Below are 20,005 nucleotides of genomic sequence, written 5' to 3' on the forward strand. Positions count from 1 at the left end.
CCACGTCGATATCAATCGCCCGGTGTCCTTCAGGTTGTGTGGCAAAACGGAGACCGACGTGGGACCGGCTTCAGCCGGGAAGAGGCCGGTTTGAGCGCCATCAATTTTGCGGTGTGACGCCTGGCGCTTTCCCGGCTAAAGCCGGTCCCGCGTCGATATCAATCGCCAGACGCCCTACACCAGTCCTGTGGCAATAACGAAGTCAATTCCCCGCCAGACTCGGCGGCATGCACACCCCGGTGCCGCCAATCCCGCAATAACCCTGCGGATTCTTGGCCAGGTATTGCTGGTGATACGCCTCGGCGAAGAACACCGTCGGCGCTTCTTCGATTTCGGTGGTGATTTCACCGAGCCCGGCTTTGCTCAGCTCAGCCTGATACACCGCTTCGCTGGCCTTGGCAGCCGCAAGCTGTTCGGGTGTGGTGCAGTAGATCACCGAGCGGTATTGCGTACCGATGTCGTTGCCCTGGCGCATGCCCTGGGTCGGATTGTGCAGTTCCCAGAACAGGGTCAGCAGTTCGTTGTAGCTGACTTTTTCTGGCTCATAGACCACCAGCACAACTTCAGAATGCCCGGTCAGGCCGGAGCAGACTTCTTCGTAGGTCGGGTTGGGCGTAAAGCCACCGGCATAACCGACGACGGTGCTGACCACGCCTTCTTTCTGCCAGAAGCGGCGTTCAGCACCCCAGAAGCAACCCAGGCCGAAAATGGCGAATTCTACGTTGCTGGTGAACGGGCCCAGCAGCGGGTTGCCGTTGACGAAGTGGGTTTCCGGCAGGGTCATGGGGGTTTCGCGACCCGGCAGGGCCTGTTCAGCAGTCGGGAGTGCGTTTTTGTTCACGAGAATTTCCGAGCGTAGAGCCATGAACCTTTTCCTCATGGTGGGATGCGGGCGGGCCGCGAAGGTAATCAGGGCGCGACTCCCGGTAGGAGCGAACTTGTTCGCGAGGCGATGTCAGTTTCGCCGCCTCGCCAACAAGTTGCCTCCTACCGAGGGCGGCGTGATGTCAGTTAGCAGCAAGTGTGCCCGAAAAAAGCAGGCTGGGGAAAGTCTCTCAGGCCAACGGTCCGCGTGGGTAGCGGCGCAGCTTGTCGATCAGGTCCTGACCGGGGATCGGTTTGTCGAATAGATAGCCTTGGCCCACGTCGCAGCGATGGCGGCGCAGGAAGGTCAGCTGGGCGGCGGTTTCGATGCCTTCGGCGACCACTTTGAGCTTGAGGTTGTGGGCCATGGCGATGACTGCCGAGGTGATTTCCATATCGTCCTCATCATCCGGAATGTCACGGATGAAGCTGCGGTCGATCTTGATCACATCGATGGGGAATTTCTTCAGGTAGCTGAACGATGAATAGCCGGTACCGAAGTCGTCCATGGCCAGCGACAACCCCATTTTTTTCAGAGCGTCCAGTTGCTGGCGGGTGTCTTCAGTGGCCTCAAGCAGCAGGCCTTCCGTCAGTTCCAGCTCCAGCAGCGAAGCATCGAGCTGTTCCTCTTTGAGGATCGTGGCGATTGCACTTACCAGCTCCGGGTCGGAGAACTGCTTGGGCGATACGTTGATCGCCACTTGCAGATTGCCGAAACCGGCTGCGGTCAGCTGCTTGCTCATACGGCAGGACTGACGGGCCACCCATTTGCCGATGGGGATGATCAGGCCAGTCTCTTCAGCGACGCTGATGAACTGGTCAGGGCGAATCATGCCCTTCTCCGGGTGGTTCCAGCGCAACAGCGCTTCCATACCGATCAGGCGGCCGCTGAGCAGGCACAGCTTGGGCTGGTAGAAGACCTCCAGCTCATTTTGCGTCAGGGCGCGGCGCAGGTTGTTTTCAACGAACAGTTTGTAGCTGGCCTCGGCATTCAAGGCCTCGGTGAAGAGCTGAACCTGATGCTTGCCGTTGGCTTTAGCCTTGTGCAGCGCAAGCCCGGCGTTTTTCATCAGCGTCTGTGGATCACGACCATGCAACGGCGCGCAGGCCAGGCCTACGGAGCCGGTGACGCTGATCAACTGGTTGTCGACGAAGATCGGCTTGTCCAGTGTTGCCAGCACTTGCGTGGCGATGTTTTGCCCCGCATCAGGCCCGGTCTGATCCAGCAGCACGGCGAATTCGTTACTGGCAAAACGCGCCAACACATCGCTGGGGTTCAAGGTGTTGCGCAGACGGCGGGCCAGGCTGATCAGCAGCTTGTCGCCAGTCTGGTGGCCCAGGCTGTCGTTGATGCGTTTGAAGTTGTCGATGTCCACCAGCAACAGGCTCATGGGCGTGTCGCTATCACGGGTAAAACGCTCGTCCAGGGTACGGATGAACGCAGGCCGGTTGCCCAGGTTGGTCAGGTTGTCGGTGTAGGCCAAGCGCTCGATGCGCTGCTGAGCCAGTTTGCTTTGGGTGATGTCTTCGTAGATGCCGATGTAATGGGTCAACTCGCGGTTGTCGCCATATACCTTGGAAATCGACAGCTGCCCCCAGTAGGGTTCGAGGTTTTTACGACGGCTCTTGAATTCACCCTGCCAGCTGTTGCTGCTGGCAAGGCTTGAGTTGGTATCCTTGAGCACTTCGCTGAGGTTTTCCAGTGCGGGCAGCTCGGACAGTTGGTACCCGTGGACTTCATCGGCGGTGTACTGAGTGATGGCAGTGAAGCTTGGGTTGACGTACTCGACCACGCCGTCGCAATTGACCAGCAGGAAAGCATTGGCGCTTTGCTCAACTGCGCGTTGGAATAAATGCAGGGCGCTGGTGGCGGTGCGTCGGGTGTGGTTGTTGATGGCCTGGGCGAATTGATCCGCCAGCTCACCGGCAAAGGCAATCTCATCGGACTGCCAGGCGCGCGGTTCCCCGGTTTGTTCCAGGCAAAGCACCCCCATCACCTGGCCGTCGATGCGGATACTGGCGTCGAGAATGGCGCTGATGTCACGCGGCTTGAAGCTGGCGGCCATCTCTTTGGTGCGCGGGTCTTGCTGGACATCGTGCGCATCAATAGCGCGGCTGTTATGCAGCGCTTCGAGGTAGCTTGGAAACGGACTCGCGTCGATGGGGGCCGGCAGGTGGCTTTGCTTGTCGTCGCGGCGATAGGCGGAAATAGGTTCAAGCATGTGGCCACTGAGGTACCACATGCTGGCGCAGGAGATGTTGTAGATCTCGCAGGCACTTTTAGTGATCAGCTCGGCCGCTTCCTGCAGCGCATTGTTGGTGCTGTAGCGCTGGCGGGCGAGGTGCAGGATCAGATTTTGCTGGGCGCGGACACGCTCCAGGTGTTCGAACTGTTCGCGCTGGGCTTGTTGATTGAGCTCCAGGGCGATTTGCAGGCGAGAGTTCTGGGTTTCCAGATCAGGATTGGCGTACAGGTCGGCGTCGATCTGCAGGCCATCGACCACCATCAGGTAACCGCGCAACAGGTGCCGGTTGTGCTGCTTATAGCCTTCGCCGATTTCGACCACACTGAGCGGGCCGCGGGCTGTGTGCAAGGTGTAGCGCACGGTGTAATACGGGGTTTCAGCCAATTGCAACTGAATGGAATCGTGTACTTGATAGCGGGCTTCAGGTTCCATCAGGCTCGCGTAGGGCGAGCCCAATAAGGCGCAGAGTTCCACGGCAGCCAGGCCGAACTGTTTTTCACAGTTTGGATCGAGGTAGAGCAGCGCCCAATTGGCTTCATTCAGCCGCTCGAAACGCAGCATGCCGAGGCGCGAAGGCACCGGCAATTGCGTCACTACCTCGGCCGCCGTTCTACCGGCAGCATCAGGTTGGCTCTTCATGAAGAAACTCGCTTCCGGAATACTGAACGCGTGCGGGCGGGGCCCTTTCTGATTTCGCGTGTGGCAAGGTTGCATCATGCAGCACTGGCTGACAAGGGAGCGCGGTGGCTTAGTGCTATAAATGTTTGGCCAGAATAGACCGGTTGTATGCAGTTTATGAATTAAGCGCTCTAGATCAAGGCTTTGCTGGCGGCGAGCCGAGATCCCGGATTAGCGGCATTTCGCCGCACTTTGCGAAACAGCACACAAAAAAAGCCCCGGCGCTGAGGTCAGCTGAAAAATAGCAGTACGGGTAGGAGCGAACTTGTTCGCAAGACAGACGACCAGGTGTGTCAGGTAAACGCCTCGCGAACAAGTTCGCTCCTACCGGGTTTCTTCCTGATGATAGGGGTAGCGTCTTGTTGAATCGTGGGCAAAAAAGGTAGGAGCGAACTTGTTCGCGAGACAGACGACCGGGTGTGTCAGGTACACGCCTCGCGAACAAGTTCGCTCCTACCGGGTTTCTTCCTGATGATTGGGGTAGCGTCTTGTTGAATCGTGGGCAAAAAAGGTAGGAGCGAACTTGTTCGCGAGACAGACGACCGGGTGTGTCAGGTACACGGCTCGCGAACAAGTTCGCTCCTACCGGGTTTCTTCCTGATGATTGGAGTAGCGTCTTGTCGAATCGTGAGCAAAAAGGTAGGAGCGAACTTGTTCGCGAGACAGGCGACCGGGTGTGTCAGGTACACGGCTCGCGAACAAGTTCCCTCCTACCGGGTTATGGGTTCCGTCCTGATGATTGGCATAGCGTCTTGTCGAATCGTGGGCAAAAAAGGTAGGAGCGAACTTGTTCGCGAGACAGGCGACCGGGTGTGTCAGGTACACGCCTCGCGAACAAGTTCGCTCCTACCGGGTATGGGTTCTGTGCAGGTGATTGAATCGTGGGCAAAAAAAGCCCCGCCATGTGGGCGGGGTTGAGGTCGAGCGGTTTGGCTCGGTAAATCTGCAGCGGTAGCAGGGGGAATCGGTAGGAGCGAACTTGTTCGCGAGACAGACGACCGGGTGTATCAGGTACATGTCTCGCGAACAAGTTCGCTCCTACCGAAGGTGGCGCCCCCAGGTGTTACAGCAAGATCGTACGAATATCAGCCAGCAAATCGCTCAGGCGCTTGGTGAAGCGCGCGGCAGCTGCGCCGTTGATTACGCGGTGATCGTAGGACAGCGACAGTGGCAGCATCAGTTTTGGCTGGAAGGCTTTGCCATCCCAGACGGGCTGCATGGTTGCCTTGGAAACACCCAGGATCGCCACTTCAGGCGCATTGACGATCGGCGTGAAGCCGGTGCCGCCGATGTGACCGAGGCTGGAAATGGTGAAGCAGGCGCCCTGCATCTCGTTGGCCGAGAGCTTCTTGGTGCGGGCTTTTTCAGCCAGTACCGCAGCTTCAGCAGCGAGTTGCAGCAGGCTTTTCTTGTCGACATCCTTGATGACCGGTACCAGCAGGCCTTCAGGGGTATCTACCGCGAAGCCGATGTTCACGTACTTCTTGCGGATCACCGCTTTGCCGCTTGGTGCCAGCGAAGCGTTGAAGTCTGGCAGTTCCTTGAGCAGGAAGGCGCAGGACTTGAGCAGCAGAGGAAGGATGGTCAGTTTGACGCCCGCTTTCTCGGCAACCGCTTTCTGCGCAACGCGGAAAGCTTCCAGGTCGGTGATGTCGGCCTGGTCGAATTGCGTCACGTGCGGAATGTTCAGCCAGCTACGATGCAGGCCGGTCGCGCCCAGTTGCATCAGGCGGGTCATCGGCACTTCTTCGATTTCGCCGAAACGGCTGAAGTCGACTTCAGGGATTGGCTGGATGCCCGCGCCGCCGCTTGCGCCGCCCGCTGGAGCTTCCTTGGCCTTTTGCATCATGGCCTTGACGTAAACCTGCACGTCTTCTTTCAGCACGCGGCCGTGTGGACCGGTGGCGCTGACTGCGCTCAGCTCAACACCGAACTCACGAGCCAGTTGGCGAACTGCCGGGCCTGCGTGAACTTTGGCGCCGTCTTTGGCAGGTGCGGCGGTTTGGGCCGGGGCAGCGGCTGGAGCTTCTGCTTTTGGCGCAGGCGCGGCGGCCGGTGCAGCTTCAGCTTTGGCCGGTGCGGCAGCAGCAGGAGCGGCAGCTTGAGCAGGGGCAGCAGCAGGCGCAGCGCCAGCCACTTTCAATTTCAGGATCAGGTCGCCGGTGCCGACTTCGTCTTCCAGCTTGACGAGGATGGCTTCGACAACGCCTGCAGCTGGAGACGGGATCTCCATGCTGGCCTTGTCGGACTCCAGCGTGATCAGCGATTGATCAGCGGTGATGGTGTCGCCCACTTTGACCATCAGTTCGATGATCTTGGCTTTGCCCGACGAACCGATGTCCGGTACGTGGATGTCTTGCACGGTTTCAGCAGCGGCAGCAGCTGGCTCGGCAGCAGGCGCTGGTGCAGCTTCAGCTGGCTTTTCGGCCGGTGCCGGAGCGGCAGCAGCAGGGGCCGCGGCTTCGGCGGGCGCAGCGGCCGCGTCGCCTTCAACTTCCAGCTCGAACAGCTCGTCGCCTTCTTTCAGGCGGTCGCCCAGCTTCACTTTCATGGTCTTGATGACGCCAGCCTTGGGGGCAGGAATTTCCATGCTCGCCTTGTCCGACTCCAGCGTCAGAACGCTCTGGTCAGCTTCGATGCGATCACCGACCTTGACCATCAATTCAATAACTTCACCTTCACCGTTGCCGATGTCGGGTACGCGAATTAGCTCACTCACAATGTCTCTCCTTCGGAGAACCTGTTCACTCTCGATTGCGCCGGGTCAGTCAGTTACGACAAAACAGCTTTCAATGCTCATTACCGTCATCAACAACAGTAAATTCCGCATCTTCAGCTGCCCTGTCGCTCCTCTTTCAGCGCGTTATACGATCTCGAAGCAGACTCTTAACAATCCAGTGGGTTGCGTTTCTCAGGATCGATGCCGAACTTGACGATGGCTTCAGCCACCACCTTAGGTTCGATATCGCCACGATCAGCCAAGGCTTCCAGAGCAGCCAGCACAACAAAGTGACGGTCGACTTCGAAGAAGTTACGCAGTTTCTTGCGGCTGTCGCTGCGGCCGAAACCGTCAGTGCCCAAGACTTTGTATTCCTTGGTCGGAACCCACTGACGGATCTGGTCAGCGAACAGTTTCATGTAGTCGGTCGATGCGATTACCGGACCCTTACGGCCAGCAAGGCACTCTTCAACGTAGCTGACAGCTGGCTTCTGACCAGGATGCAGACGGTTGCTGCGCTCTACGGCCAGGCCGTCGCGACGCAGCTCGTTGAAGCTGGTAACGCTCCAGACATCAGCACCGATGTTGAATTCGTCACGCAGGATTTTCGCCGCTTCGCGAACTTCACGCAGGATGGTGCCCGAGCCCAGCAACTGGACGTGGTGCGCCGCTTCCTTGGTGTCTTCTTCGAGCAGGTACATGCCCTTGACGATACCTTCCTCGACACCGACCGGCATGGCTGGCTGGGCGTAGGATTCGTTCATCACGGTCAGGTAGTAGAAAACGTCCAGCTGTTCTTCGAACATCCGGCGCATGCCGTCCTGGATGATCACTGCCAGCTCGTAACCGTAAGTCGGGTCGAAGGTGCGGCAGTTCGGGATGGTCGAGGCCAGGATGTGGCTGTGACCGTCTTCGTGCTGCAGACCTTCGCCGTTCAGGGTGGTACGGCCGGCGGTGCCGCCGATCAGGAAGCCACGGGTGCGGCTGTCGCCAGCGGCCCAGGCCAGGTCACCGATACGCTGGAAACCGAACATCGAGTAGAAGATGTAGAACGGGATCATCGGCTGGTTGTGGCTGGAGTACGAAGTACCGGCAGCGATGAAGGAGGACATGGCGCCTGCTTCGTTGATGCCTTCTTCGAGAATCTGGCCTTTCTTGTCTTCGCGATAGAACATCACTTGTTCTTTATCGACTGGCTCGTAGAGCTGGCCGACGGAAGAGTAGATGCCCAGTTGGCGGAACATGCCTTCCATACCGAAGGTACGGGCTTCGTCCGGGATGATCGGCACAATGCGTGGGCCAACTTCCTTGTCCTTGACCAGTTGCGAGAGGATCCGCACGAAGGCCATGGTGGTGGAAATTTCGCGGTCGCCCGAACCGTCCAGGATTGCCTTGAGGGTTTCCAGTGGTGGAGTCGGCAGGCTGAAGCTTTCAGCGCGACGCTGTGGAACGAAGCCGCCCAGCGCAGCACGACGCTCGCTCAGGTAACGGGCTTCGGCGCTGCCTTCTTCCGGTTTGAAGAATGGCAGGGCTTCCAGCTGGTCGTCTTTGACCGGGATGTCGAAGCGGTCACGGAAGTGACGCAGGCTGTCGACATCGACTTTCTTGGTGTTGTGCGCAGTGTTTTTCGCTTCGCCAGCACCGGTACCGTAACCTTTGATGGTCTTGGCCAGAACCACGGTCGGTTGACCCTTGTGGTTAACAGCCTGGTGGTACGCCGCGTACATTTTGTACGGGTCGTGACCGCCACGGTTGAGTTTCCAGATTTCGTCGTCGGACAGGTCAGCAACCATCGCCTTGAGTTCAGGCGTGTTGAAGAAGTGCTCGCGAACAAACGCGCCGTCTTTGGCTTTGTAGTTCTGGTACTCGCCGTCGATGACCTCGTCCATACGACGTTGCAGGATACCGTCGACGTCTTTGGCCAGCAGTGGGTCCCAGAAACGGCCCCAGACCACTTTGGTCACGTTCCACTGAGCACCGCGGAACACGCCTTCGAGTTCCTGGATGATCTTGCCGTTGCCACGTACCGGACCGTCGAGGCGCTGCAGGTTGCAGTTGACGACGAAGATCAGGTTGTCGAGTTTTTCACGACCGGCCAGCGCGATGGCGCCCAGGGATTCCGGCTCGTCGGTCTCGCCGTCGCCCAGGAAGCACCAGACTTTCTGCTTGCCTTCAGGAATGTAGCCGCGATGCTCCAGGTACTTCATGAAGCGCGCCTGGTAGATCGCCTGGATTGGACCCAGACCCATGGATACGGTCGGGAACTGCCAGAAATCTTTCATCAGCCACGGGTGTGGATAAGACGACAGGCCTTTGCCATCGACTTCCTGACGGAAGTTGTTCATTTGTTCTTCGGTGATCCGGCCTTCCATGAACGCACGGGCGTAAACGCCTGGCGATGCGTGACCCTGGAAGTAGATCAGGTCGCCGCCGTGTTCGTCGGTCGGGGCCTGGAAGAAGTAGTTGAAGCCAATGTCATACAGCGTGGCGCTGGATGCGAAGCTGGAGATGTGACCGCCCAGGTCTGGGTCATTCAGGTTGGTTTTGACAACCATGGCCAACGCGTTCCAGCGGATCAGCGAGCGAATGCGGCGTTCCATGAACAGGTCGCCAGGCATGCGTGCTTCGTGAGTAACCGGAATCGTGTTGCGATAAGGCGTGGTGATGGCGTACGGCAGCTGCGAACCACTACGGGTGGCCAGCTCGCCCATACGGGTCATCAGGTAGTGAGCACGGTCTTCGCCTTCTTTGTCGAGAACCGATTCCAGGGCGTCCAGCCATTCCTGGGTTTCGACGGGATCGAGGTCTTGCATGGCTTGCTCCAGGGCGGAAAGGCTTCCAGAATCGGTTGCCTGAGTGTTTGCGACTGGCCTTGTGGGCAGACGACATAAATTCTTGGATGACCGGCGGTTGTTCCGGCGGCGTGTAGTTTTACTACAAATCGTCGGCTATTTCAGCCTTTCGAACTGTAGGGGCAGTAGTAAAGCTACAGGGAAGCGTATAAAAGGTTCGTCATGTGTTGTGGGATAAAACGTTCCTGTTGGTTGAAAACAAACATAAGCGAATCAAATCAGATGCTGGCTGCTACAAAATTAACTATCCCAGCAATTTATGACTTTTGTTCGACAGTCCTGTGGGCAGTGCGATGGTTCTTTGCACGCTACACAGCGCTTCGCACGCCGATCTAGGATAGACCATGAGCCTACCTTCGCTGGCCGATATTCCGGCCATCCTGCTGCCTTTAGTCTCTCGTGCGCAACAGACGTTTCGCACATCCCTTGCTGCTTCGTCGGACGGTGCTTCGACCTCTTTCGACGCCTGGCCTGAATCTCGTCGTGCAGCTTTCGACCGGGTTTGCGCGGCCAGTGACTTCGTCACCGAGCAGGTCTGTCGTGACCCTCAACTCTTGCTGGACCTCGCTGAATCCGGCGAGCTGGAGCGCAGTTTTGCTGCCGGAGAGCTGCGCGGGCAGCTGGCGGCAGCGGTGGCCGAGGCCGTTAGCGAGGATGAACTGGGGCGTAATCTACGTCGCCAGCGTGCGCGGCAGCAAGTGCGGATTATCTGGCGCGACCTGACCCGTCAGGCCGATCTGGTGGAAACCTGTCGCGATCTGTCCAACATGGCTGATGGCTGTATCGACCTGGCTTATCAATGGTTGTATGAACGCCATTGCCAGCAGTTCGGCACGCCCACCGGTCGGCGCAGTGGCGAAGCGCAGCAGATGGTGATTCTCGGCATGGGCAAGCTGGGCGCAGTGGAACTGAACCTTTCGTCGGACATCGATCTGATCTTCGCTTATCCGGAAGGTGGGGAAACGGTGGGGGCTAAACGCCCGCTGGATAATCAGGAGTTTTTCATTCGCCTGGGTCAGCGCTTGATCAAAGCGCTGGACCCGATCACCGTTGACGGCTTCGTGTTCCGCGTTGACATGCGCCTGCGGCCTTACGGTTCATCGGGTGCGCTGGTGCTGAGCTTCAATGCGCTTGAGCAGTATTACCAGGATCAGGGGCGGGACTGGGAACGCTACGCGATGATCAAGGCCCGTGTCGTGGGCGGCGATCAGGTGGCGGGCGAGCAACTGCTGGAAATGCTTCGACCGTTCGTCTATCGCCGCTATCTGGATTTTTCGGCCATCGAAGCGCTGCGCACCATGAAGCAGCTGATTCAGCAGGAAGTGCGCCGCAAAGGCATGGCGGAGAACATCAAACTCGGTGCCGGTGGTATCCGCGAAGTCGAATTCATTGCACAGGCATTCCAGCTGATTCACGGTGGTCGGGACCTGAGTCTGCAACAGCGCCCTCTGCTTAAAGTGCTGCGCACTCTGGAAGGGCAGGGCTATTTGCCTGCTGCCGTCATCGACGAGCTGCGTCAGGGTTATGAATTCCTGCGTTATACCGAGCACGCCATCCAGGCCATTGCAGACCGTCAGACGCAAATGTTGCCTGAAGATGAAAAGGATCAGGCCCGAATCGCCTTCATGCTGGGTTTTGCCGACTGGAAGAGCTTTCACGAGCGGTTGATGCACTGGCGTGGGCGAGTGTCGTGGCACTTTCGTCAGGTTATTGCGGACCCGGACTCTGATCCGGACGACGAACAGCAGGAAGAAGCCGAGGTTGTGGTCGGCGTGGAATGGCTGCCGTTGTGGGAGGAATCTCAGGACGAAGACGCCGCCTGCCGCCAGTTGCTGTCTGGCGGGTTTGTCGATGCCGACAAGGCACTGAAGAACCTCAACGATTTGCGCAACAGCTCACAACTGCGTTCCATGCAGCGTCTTGGCCGTGAACGACTGGATGCGTTTATTCCGCGTCTACTGGCGCAGGCGGTCGAGCATGACAATCCGGATCTTGTGCTTGAGCGGGTGCTGCCATTGGTTGAAGCCGTCGCGCGACGTTCGGCCTATCTGGTGCTGCTCACCGAAAATCCTGACGCGCTGCGTCAACTGTTGACGCTGTGCGCCGCTAGCCCGTGGATTGCCGAGCAGATCGCCCGCTTCCCGCTGCTGCTCGATGAGTTGCTCAACGAAGGCCGACTGTTCAGCCCGCCACAGGCGCTGGAGCTGGCTGCAGAGTTGCGCGAGCGTTTGACCCGAATTCCCGAAGATGACCTTGAGCAACAGATGGAAGCCTTGCGTCACTTCAAACTGGCCCACCGACTGCGCGTGGCTGCATCGGAAATCACCGGCAGCTTGCCTTTGATGAAAGTCAGCGATTACCTGACCTGGCTGGCTGAGGCGATCCTCGAACAGGTGCTGGCGCTGGCATGGCGGCACACAGTTGCGCGCCACGGCACGCCGTCGCGACCGGATGGCAGCCTGTGTGATCCGGGGTTTGTCATTGTCGGCTATGGCAAGGTCGGTGGCATCGAGCTGGGCCATGGCTCGGACCTCGATCTGGTGTTCATCCATGATGGCGACTTGCAGGCTGAAACCGATGGCGCGAAACCGATTGATAGCGCGCAGTTCTTTACGCGGCTGGGGCAGCGGATCATTCACTTACTGACGGCACAAACCAACTCCGGCCAGTTATATGAAGTGGACATGCGCCTGCGCCCGTCCGGCGCGTCGGGGTTATTGGTCAGTTCGCTGGGGGCTTTTGCCCGCTATCAAGAAAATGAAGCATGGACATGGGAACATCAGGCGCTGGTCCGCGCCCGGGTGCTGGTGGGCAGTCGGGAAGTGGGGCAGGCATTTGAAGGTGTGCGTGCGTCGGTGCTGGGGCGTGAACGGGATTTGCCCAGGTTGCAGCAAGAGGTCAGCGAGATGCGCGCCAAGATGCGCGGCAGCCTCGGGACCAAGGCTACAGCGGCCGGTACGGCGGCGAATGCCTTCCTCGCATCGGTGCCCTTCGACCTCAAGCAGGATGCCGGTGGTATCGTCGATATCGAATTTATGGTGCAATACGCGGCCTTGGCGTGGTCCCGGGAACATCCGGCACTGCTACGTTACACCGATAACATTCGTATTCTTGAAGGGCTGGAAGAGGCCGGGCTGATCCCCGCCAGTGATGCCAGCCTGTTGCGCGAGGTCTACAAGATCTACCGCTCGGCCGCTCACCGTCAGGCCTTGCAGAATCAGGCCGGTGTCGTGCCGGGGGATCAGTTTGAAACCCAGCGACGCGAAGTGATGCGGGTCTGGGGCGAGATGGGGTTGAGTTGATCTTAGGTCCCTCAGACCCGTGGGACCGGCTTTAGCCGGGAAGGCGGCATTCCTGACGTAGAGGATGCATCGGATGTACTGACCTCTTCCCGGCTAAAGCCGGTCCCACGTCATGATGCATGTGCACTATATAAGGCTATGACAGGGAGGCGTCGGGTTGTGTGGGAACGTCACGCAAGCCGATCGGCCTCCCTGATCGTTTCTGTCGTTTTGGATGAAACATGAGAATTCTGATCGTTGGGCCCAGCTGGGTAGGCGACATGGTAATGGCGCAAACGCTGTTCCAGTGTCTGAAACAGCGCCACCCCGAATGCGACATCGATGTCCTGGCACCGGAATGGAGCCGTCCGATTCTGGAGCGTATGCCTGAAGTGCGCGCGGCCCTGAGCTTTCCGCTGGGCCATGGCGCGCTGGAACTGGCCACGCGTCGCCGGATCGGCAAGTCCCTGGCGGGGCAATATGATCAGGCCATTCTGCTGCCCAACTCCTTGAAGTCCGCACTGGTGCCTTTTTTCGCGGGTATTCCAAAACGTACCGGCTGGCGTGGCGAGTTCCGCTACGGTCTGCTCAACGACGTACGGACCCTCGACAAAGAGCGTTATCCGCTGATGATCGAGCGTTTCATGGCACTGGCGTATGAACCCGGTGCCGAGCTGCCGCGTCCGTACCCAAAACCTGACCTGCGCATTGATCTCACCACCCGCGATGCGGCACTGGCCAAGTTTGGCCTGAGCCTGGATCGCCCGGTGCTGGCGTTGTGTCCGGGTGCAGAGTTCGGCGAGTCCAAGCGCTGGCCTGCCGAGCATTACGCGAAAGTGGCTGAAACGAAGATTCGCGAAGGCTGGCAAGTCTGGCTGTTCGGTTCGAAGAAAGATCATCCAGTGGGCGAAAGCATTCGTGAGCGCCTGATTCCAGGCTTGCGCGAAGAGTCGGTCAACCTCAGCGGCGACACTTCGCTGGCTGAAGCCATTGATCTGTTGTCGTGCGCTGATGCCGTGGTGTCCAACGACTCGGGCCTGATGCACGTCGCGGCGGCGCTGAATCGCCCGCTGGTGGCGGTTTACGGTTCGACATCGCCGGGCTTCACGCCGCCGCTGGCCGATCAGGTGGAAGTCGTGCGTCTGGGCCTGGAATGCAGCCCTTGCTTTGATCGCACCTGCCGGTTTGGCCACTACAATTGCATGCGCCTGCTGGAGCCGGATTCCGTGGTGCAGGCGCTGGGTAATCTGGGTGCCACGCCGGTGGAGGTCGCCTGATTGCGGGTCTTGCTGATCAAAACTTCGTCGCTGGGCGATGTGATTCATGCGCTGCCAGCGCTGACTGATGCGGCGCGGGCCGTACCGGGTATCCAGTTTGACTGGGTGGTTGAGGAAGGTTTCGCCGAGATCCCGACCTGGCACCCGGCGGTTGGCAACGTGATTCCGGTCGCGATCCGGCGCTGGCGCAAGAATCTCTGGCAAACGTTCAAGACCGGAGAGTGGCGGCGCTTCAAACAGCGCTTGCGCGACACTCACTACGACCTGGTGATCGACGCTCAGGGCTTGCTGAAAAGCGCCTGGCTGACCCGCTATGTCAGCGCGCCTGTTGCCGGGCTGGACAAGGATTCGGCTCGCGAACCACTCGCCAGTCGTTTCTACGATCAGGCTTATACCGTCCCGCGCGGGCAGCATGCGGTGGAGCGCTTGCGGCAGCTGTTCGGTCAGGCGCTGGGTTACGCAGTGCCTGCCGGGTTGGGCGATTATGGTCTGGACCGTGGCCGTCTGCTTGGCGCAGACGTAAACACGCCGCCATTCGTTCTATTTCTGCACGGCACCACTTGGGACACTAAGCACTGGCCCGAGCTTTATTGGCGGCAGTTGGCCGAGCGAATGGGCGCGCAGGGCCTGCAAGTGCGCCTGCCGTGGGGTAACCCGACCGAAAAAGCCCGTGCCGAGCGCATCGCCGAAGGACTGGAACATGCGGTGGTGCTGCCTAAGCTGAATCTGGCAGGCGTCGCCCAGGTGCTGGCCAGTGCGCAAGCCTGTGTGGCGGTGGACACCGGCATCGGTCACTTGGCCGCAGCGCTGGATGTGCCGACGGTTTCCCTGTTTGGCCCGACCAATCCGGGGCTGACCGGCGCTTACGGCAAGTCACAGGTTCATCTGGCGGGTGACTACCCGGCGTGTGCGCCATGCCTGCAAAAGAAATGCACGTATCAACCTACGGATGAAGACCGCCGTCAGTTCGATACAAAACGCGAGTGGCCGATGTGCTTCACTCGTTTGAATCCCGAGCGGGTAGCGAGCCAATTGGGTTCGCTGTTGCTGGCAAAGGAGCCCGGCTGATGCAACTGGCTTTTGTACTTTATAAATACTTCCCGTTTGGCGGGTTGCAACGTGACTTCATGCGCATCGCTCTGGAGTGCCAGCAGCGTGGGCACAAGATCCGCGTTTACACCCTGATCTGGGAGGGCGAAGTGCCGCCAGGGTTTGAAGTGCTGGTGGCGCCGGTCAAAGCGTTCTTCAACCATCGCCGCAATGAAAAGCTCAGCGCCTGGATGGAAGCGGACCTGGCCAAACGCCCGGTGGATCGCCTGATCGGCTTCAACAAGATGCCGGGCCTGGACGTGTATTACGCCGCCGACGGTTGCTTCGAGGACAAGGCGCAGACCTTGCGCCACTCGCTATATCGCCAATGGGGCCGCTATCGCCACTTCGCCGAGTATGAGCGAGCGGTGTTCGCCAAAGACGCGAAGACTCAGGTGCTGATGATTTCCGAAGTCCAGCAGCCGCTGTTCATCAAGTATTACGACACGCCGTTATCGCGCTTTCATCTGTTGCCGCCGGGCATTGCCCAGGATCGTCGCGCACCGGCTGACGCGCCGCAGATTCGCGCTGGTTTTCGCAAGGAATTCGGGCTGGCTGATGATGACCTGCTGCTGGTGCAGATTGGCTCCGGTTTCAAGACCAAGGGTGTGGATCGCAGCCTAAAAGCGCTGGCCGCGCTGCCAGCCGAACTTAAAAAACGCACCCGGCTGTTTGTAATCGGTCAGGACGACCCCAAAGTATTCCAGCTACAAAGTGCAACGCTGGGCCTGGGTGATCACGTCACCTTCATGAAGGGGCGCAGCGATATCCCGCGTTTCCTGATGGGGGCCGATGTCTTGATTCATCCGGCGTACAACGAAAATACCGGCACGGTGCTGCTGGAGGCACTCGTGGCGGGGCTGCCTGTGCTGGTCAGCGCGGTGTGTGGCTATGCTCATTACATCGCCGAAGCCGACAGCGGGCTGGTGCTGGACGAGCCGTTCGAACAGGCACAGCTCAATCAATACCTGAAGACCATGCTGGCTGACGACACGGCACGCGCCAACTGGAGCCGCAATGGCCTGGCCTTCGCTGATACAGCAGACCTTTACAGCATGCCGCAGCACGCGGCCGATGTGATTCTGGCGGAGCACTACGCATGAAGTTGTTCCTCGCTGAACCGTTCAAGACCCTTTGGGAAGGCCAAGATGCCTTTGCCGAAGTCGAGCGTCTGGACGGTCAGGTCTATCGCGAGCTCGAAGGTCGGCGCACGCTGCGCACCGAAGTTGACGGTCGCGGTTACTTCGTCAAGATTCATCGCGGCATTGGCTGGGGTGAAATCGGCAAGAACCTGCTCACCGCCAAACTGCCTGTGCTGGGTGCGGGCATGGAATGGAAAGCCATCGCTCGCCTGAAAGAAGTGGGCGTACCGACCATGACCGCCGTGGCCTATGGCGAGCGGGGCAACAACCCGGCGGCGCAGCATTCCTTTATTGTCACCGAAGAGCTGGCACCCACCGAAAGTCTTGAAGACGTCAGTATCAATTGGCGCAATGAGCCGCCGGAGCCACGCCTCAAGCGGGCGTTCATTGCCGAAGTGGCGCGGCTGGTGGGCATGATGCATCGCGCCGGGGTCAACCATCGCGACTGTTACATCTGCCACTTCCTGCTGCACACCGACAAGCCGGTCACGGCCGATGATTTCCGCCTCTCGGTGATCGACCTGCACCGCGCCCAGACCCGCCGGGCGATTACCCCGCGCTGGCGCGACAAGGATCTGGCCGCACTGTATTTTTCGGCGCTGGATATCGGCCTGACGCGGCGCGACAAGCTGCGCTTTCTCAAGGGCTACTTCCAGCAACCGTTGCGCCAGATTCTGGCGCAAGAAGCCAGGCTGCTGCGCTGGCTGGAAGTCAAAGCCGACAAGCTTTATGAGCGTAAAGTCCGCTACGGGGATGCGCTCTGATGGCGGGTTGGAATCTGGAACCGGCCTACGCGTTCCTGGGTGACGACTTTGGCAGCCTTGACGCGGTGTTCGCGCTGCAAGGCGAACGACTGACCCGGGATCCGCTGTCGGAAGTGATCAAGGTCCAGCGCCAGGGCGTGAATTACTACGTCAAACGCTACGTGGGTGCTGGTAAAGGCTTGCGTCGCTATCTGGGTAAACCGCGGGTCAAATCCGAGTGGCAGAACCTCAAGCGTTTTGCCAAATGGGGCATCCCTACTGCCGAAGTTGTGGCGTGGGGGCTTGAGCGTCGCGGCACCGCTTATGACCGCGGGGCGTTGATTACCCGTGAATTGCCCAATACCGAAGACCTGTCTGCTGTGGCAAAGCGTGAAGACCCGCGGCTGTCAGACCGTTCGTGGGTGGATACGGTCAGCCGTCAGGTGGCCCGCTACACGCGTGCGATGCATGATCAGAACTTTACCCATAACGACCTGAAGTGGCGCAACCTGTTGGTCGACGATCAAGCCACGGTATTCCTGATCGATTGCCCCAATGGCGCGTTCTGGACGAGCTTCATGTTGCGGTATCGAATTACCAAGGATCTGGCGTGTCTGGATAAGTTGGGCAAATACCATCTGTCTAACACGCAGCGTCTGCGCTTCTATTTGCAGTATCGACAGCGAGCGCGGCTGAACGCGTCCGACAAGAAACGTATCCGCCACGTTGTCAGTTTCTTTGAGGGGCGCGAATGACTGATTTTATTGCACCTAGCGAGCGCCCGTTGCTTGAACGCCACGGCCTGGCTGATTTCGACTCGCTTTGGGAGGTCCAGCTCGATGCTGTCGACGAGCCCAATACCGGTCGCGGCGGCTGGAGCAGCGTGTTCCGCATGGAGCTTGAAGGCACGGGCTTCTATCTGAAGCGCCAGAGCAACTACCTGACTCGCACCTTGCACCATCCGTTTGGCGAGCCTTCGTTTTCCCGCGAGTTTCGTAATATCAGCCGCTACCAACAGTTGGGCATTCCTGCGTTGCAGGCGGTGTTTTACGGCGAACAGCGCGTGAATGGCGAGCGCCGCGCAATCCTCATGACGCGTGCGCTGGATGGCTGGACTGATCTGGATACGCTGCTGCTGCAGTGGCCCGAGATGGAGAACCAGCAACAGTCAGCGATCCTGCAATCATGCGGTGACCTGGCGCGCACGCTGCACGCGGCCCGGCAGGTGCATGGCTGCTTCTATCCCAAGCATATTTTCATGCGGGCCAAGGCGGGCTTTTATCGCGCGCAGTTGATCGATCTGGAGAAGACCCGTCCCTTGCTGCTTGGGATGCGTGACCGGATCAAGGACCTGGAGCCACTGTTGCGTCGGGCGCCGATGTGGAGCAGTGCGCAGGTTCGGGAATTGCTGGCGGCTTACCTGCAAGCGGGGATCGAGAGCCCGCAGGTCGAGGATTTGTATGTGCGGCTCGGTAAGCGCGGCACTCACAAGCGCGCTACGCGGCGCAGCGAACATGAAGAGATCCGTTGATGCGTTTGTCTGAACTCAAAGAAGCCGGACGTAAGCCCGTCTTGCCGATCAACCTGTCACTGGCGGATGCGGCCGGCCCTGCTGAGTTGCAATTATTGACGTTGCTGCGGGTTTTGCCCGGCCAGCGTTATGTCGGTGCCGGGGTGTGGCGTGGCCGTCCAGTGCTGGCGAAATTACTGGTCGGCCCCAAAGCCGCACGGCATTTTCAACGCGAACTGGAAGGTGTGCGGGCGTTGGCTGCACAAGGCATGACCACACCGTTATTGCTGGCTGACGGCCTCCAGGACGGTGAGGGCGGCTGGCTGCTTTTCGAGTTTCTCGAACAGTCCCGCAGCCTGGGTGATGCGTGGCTTGAAGTGGAAGATCAGACGCCATTGAGCGACCCGCAGCAGGAAGTGTTGGGGGAGGCGCTTTCGGCCATCGCCCAGTTGCACCTCAAAGGGCTCTGGCAGGAAGACCTGCATCTGGACAACCTCTTGCGCTGCAACGACAAGTTGTACTTGATCGATGGCGCGGGAATTCGTGTTGAAGAGGCGGGCAAACCGCTGTCCCGGCAAAAAGTGCTGGAAAACCTCGGCGTGTTTTTCGCTCAGTTGCCCAAGTCGTTGGAACCCTTCACTGAAGAGTTGCTGGTGCATTATCTGTTGAGCAATGGCGAGCATGGTTTGCCCATGGAAGCGTTGCAAAAGCAGATCGATAAGGTCCGGGCCTGGCGATTGAAGGATTATCTGGACAAGGTCGGGCGTGATTGCAGTCTGTTCAGCGTCATTGATGAGCCGTCGCAATTGCGCGCCATCCGCCGGGAAGAAGAACCTGCGATGCTGCCGGTGCTGGCGGATGCCGATGCACTGCTGGATAAGGGCCACCTCTACAAGACTGGCGGTGCGGCGAGTGTCGCCCGGATCGAAGTCGATGGCCGCGCACTGGTGATCAAGCGCTACAACATCAAGGATCTCGCCCACTGGTTCAAGCGCTTCTGGCGTCCGAGCCGCGCGTGGCATTCGTGGCGTGAAGGCAACCGGCTGATGTTCCTCGGCATCGCCACGCCCAAGCCGCTGGCGTTGCTGGAAACACGCTTTTTCGGTTTGCGGAACAAGGCGTATCTGGTCACCGAGTTTTTGCCGGGGCCGGATATCATCGAGCGTTTTGCGCCGTATGTGGCGTCGGGAGACGCGCCGGAAAGCGAGTTGGTGGCGCTGGATCAGCTCTTCGAACAGTTGGTGCGGGAGCGCATCAGCCACGGTGATCTGAAAGGCCATAATGTGTTCTGGCATCAGGATCGCTGGGCGTTGATCGATCTGGACGCGATGTGCCAGCACACGTCCCAGGCTTCCTTCGCGACCGCTTTTGCCCGCGACCGCGCCCGCTTCATGCGCAACTGGCCCGCTGACAGCGCGCTGCACCAATTGCTGGAGCAGCGGTTGCCAAAGGTTTAAGCGGCGCGTTTCAGGTGGGAGATCTATGTCTGCCCGCAAGCTAATGTTACGTGGGACCGGCTTTAGCCGGGAAGCGGTGTTTCTACCGATGAAGATTCAACGTCCGTCCCGGCCTCTTCCCGGCTGAAGCCGGTCCCACGTCATCGG

At 59.2% G+C, this 20,005-nt stretch carries 12 protein-coding genes; 8 read left to right on the top strand and 4 right to left on the bottom strand.

The window, feature by feature from the left end; all coding sequences use genetic code 11:
- Positions 1-202 precede the first annotated feature (202 nt).
- The 4 genes from msrA to aceE all read right to left on the bottom strand — a co-directional run bounded on the left by msrA (position 203) and on the right by aceE (position 9,320).
- The gene (gene msrA / locus H8S59_RS19425; protein ID WP_187522486.1) at positions 203-865 is read right to left on the bottom strand and encodes a peptide-methionine (S)-S-oxide reductase MsrA; all 663 of its coding nucleotides are present in this window, start codon (positions 863-865) and stop codon (positions 203-205) included.
- Positions 866-1,055: 190 nt separating this feature from the next.
- A complete protein-coding gene (locus tag H8S59_RS19430) occupies positions 1,056-3,749 on the bottom strand; it encodes a putative bifunctional diguanylate cyclase/phosphodiesterase (RefSeq protein ID WP_095092398.1) in 2,694 nt (897 codons plus the stop codon).
- A 1,102-nt stretch (positions 3,750-4,851) separates the two neighbouring features.
- A complete protein-coding gene (aceF, locus tag H8S59_RS19435; RefSeq protein ID WP_187522487.1) occupies positions 4,852-6,507 on the bottom strand; it encodes a dihydrolipoyllysine-residue acetyltransferase in 1,656 nt (551 codons plus the stop codon).
- A 167-nt stretch (positions 6,508-6,674) separates the two neighbouring features.
- Positions 6,675-9,320, bottom strand: coding sequence for a pyruvate dehydrogenase (acetyl-transferring), homodimeric type (aceE, locus tag H8S59_RS19440; RefSeq protein WP_187522488.1), 2,646 nt, complete (start codon positions 9,318-9,320; stop codon positions 6,675-6,677).
- 383 nt (positions 9,321-9,703) lie between these two features.
- On the opposite strand from aceE, the gene glnE reads away from it, so the two are divergent.
- The 8 genes from glnE (at position 9,704) to H8S59_RS19480 (ending at position 19,858) form a co-directional block, all read left to right on the top strand.
- Positions 9,704-12,661 (top strand): bifunctional [glutamate--ammonia ligase]-adenylyl-L-tyrosine phosphorylase/[glutamate--ammonia-ligase] adenylyltransferase, encoded by a 2,958-nt coding sequence (gene glnE / locus H8S59_RS19445; RefSeq protein ID WP_187522489.1) that lies wholly within the window; start codon positions 9,704-9,706, stop codon positions 12,659-12,661.
- Between the two features lie 221 nt (positions 12,662-12,882).
- Positions 12,883-13,917, top strand: coding sequence for a lipopolysaccharide heptosyltransferase II (gene waaF / locus H8S59_RS19450; RefSeq protein ID WP_099267719.1), 1,035 nt, complete (start codon positions 12,883-12,885; stop codon positions 13,915-13,917).
- Positions 13,918-14,985: a lipopolysaccharide heptosyltransferase I gene (waaC, locus tag H8S59_RS19455; protein ID WP_187522490.1), complete on the top strand. Its 1,068-nt coding sequence runs from the start codon at positions 13,918-13,920 to the stop codon at positions 14,983-14,985.
- On the top strand, positions 14,985-16,109 hold the full coding sequence (locus tag H8S59_RS19460; protein ID WP_095092393.1) for a glycosyltransferase family 4 protein: 1,125 nt from the start codon (positions 14,985-14,987) through the stop codon (positions 16,107-16,109). Before waaC ends, H8S59_RS19460 begins: the two co-directional genes overlap by 1 nt.
- The gene (rfaP, locus tag H8S59_RS19465) at positions 16,106-16,912 is read left to right on the top strand and encodes a lipopolysaccharide core heptose(I) kinase RfaP (RefSeq protein WP_187522491.1); all 807 of its coding nucleotides are present in this window, start codon (positions 16,106-16,108) and stop codon (positions 16,910-16,912) included. The genes H8S59_RS19460 and rfaP overlap by 4 nt, the downstream gene beginning before the upstream one ends.
- Positions 16,912-17,646 (top strand): lipopolysaccharide kinase InaA family protein, encoded by a 735-nt coding sequence (locus H8S59_RS19470; protein ID WP_187522492.1) that lies wholly within the window; start codon positions 16,912-16,914, stop codon positions 17,644-17,646. Before rfaP ends, H8S59_RS19470 begins: the two co-directional genes overlap by 1 nt.
- Positions 17,643-18,422, top strand: a complete 780-nt coding sequence (locus tag H8S59_RS19475; RefSeq protein ID WP_187522493.1) for a lipopolysaccharide kinase InaA family protein — start codon at positions 17,643-17,645, stop codon at positions 18,420-18,422. Before H8S59_RS19470 ends, H8S59_RS19475 begins: the two co-directional genes overlap by 4 nt.
- Positions 18,422-19,858, top strand: coding sequence for a lipopolysaccharide kinase InaA family protein (locus H8S59_RS19480; protein ID WP_187522494.1), 1,437 nt, complete (start codon positions 18,422-18,424; stop codon positions 19,856-19,858). The genes H8S59_RS19475 and H8S59_RS19480 overlap by 1 nt, the downstream gene beginning before the upstream one ends.
- Positions 19,859-20,005: the final 147 nt, after the last annotated feature.

Origin of the sequence: Pseudomonas folii (genome assembly GCF_014357575.1) — a bacterium.
GTDB classification, from domain to species: Bacteria; Pseudomonadota; Gammaproteobacteria; order Pseudomonadales; family Pseudomonadaceae; genus Aquipseudomonas; species Aquipseudomonas folii.

Excerpts from the sequence above, each read along its gene's own strand:
- rfaP (WP_187522491.1), top strand. The coding sequence starts at position 16,106 with ATGAAGTTGTTCCTCGCTGAACCGTTCAAGACCCTTTGGGAAGGCCAA.
- aceE (WP_187522488.1), bottom strand. The coding sequence starts at position 9,320 with ATGCAAGACCTCGATCCCGTCGAAACCCAGGAATGGCTGGACGCCCTG.
- waaF (WP_099267719.1), top strand. The coding sequence starts at position 12,883 with ATGAGAATTCTGATCGTTGGGCCCAGCTGGGTAGGCGACATGGTAATG.
- H8S59_RS19460 (WP_095092393.1), top strand. The coding sequence starts at position 14,985 with ATGCAACTGGCTTTTGTACTTTATAAATACTTCCCGTTTGGCGGGTTG.
- H8S59_RS19470 (WP_187522492.1), top strand. The coding sequence starts at position 16,912 with ATGGCGGGTTGGAATCTGGAACCGGCCTACGCGTTCCTGGGTGACGAC.
- glnE (WP_187522489.1), top strand. The coding sequence starts at position 9,704 with ATGAGCCTACCTTCGCTGGCCGATATTCCGGCCATCCTGCTGCCTTTA.
- H8S59_RS19430 (WP_095092398.1), bottom strand. The coding sequence starts at position 3,749 with ATGAAGAGCCAACCTGATGCTGCCGGTAGAACGGCGGCCGAGGTAGTG.
- H8S59_RS19480 (WP_187522494.1), top strand. The coding sequence starts at position 18,422 with ATGCGTTTGTCTGAACTCAAAGAAGCCGGACGTAAGCCCGTCTTGCCG.
- msrA (WP_187522486.1), bottom strand. The coding sequence starts at position 865 with ATGGCTCTACGCTCGGAAATTCTCGTGAACAAAAACGCACTCCCGACT.
- H8S59_RS19475 (WP_187522493.1), top strand. The coding sequence starts at position 17,643 with ATGACTGATTTTATTGCACCTAGCGAGCGCCCGTTGCTTGAACGCCAC.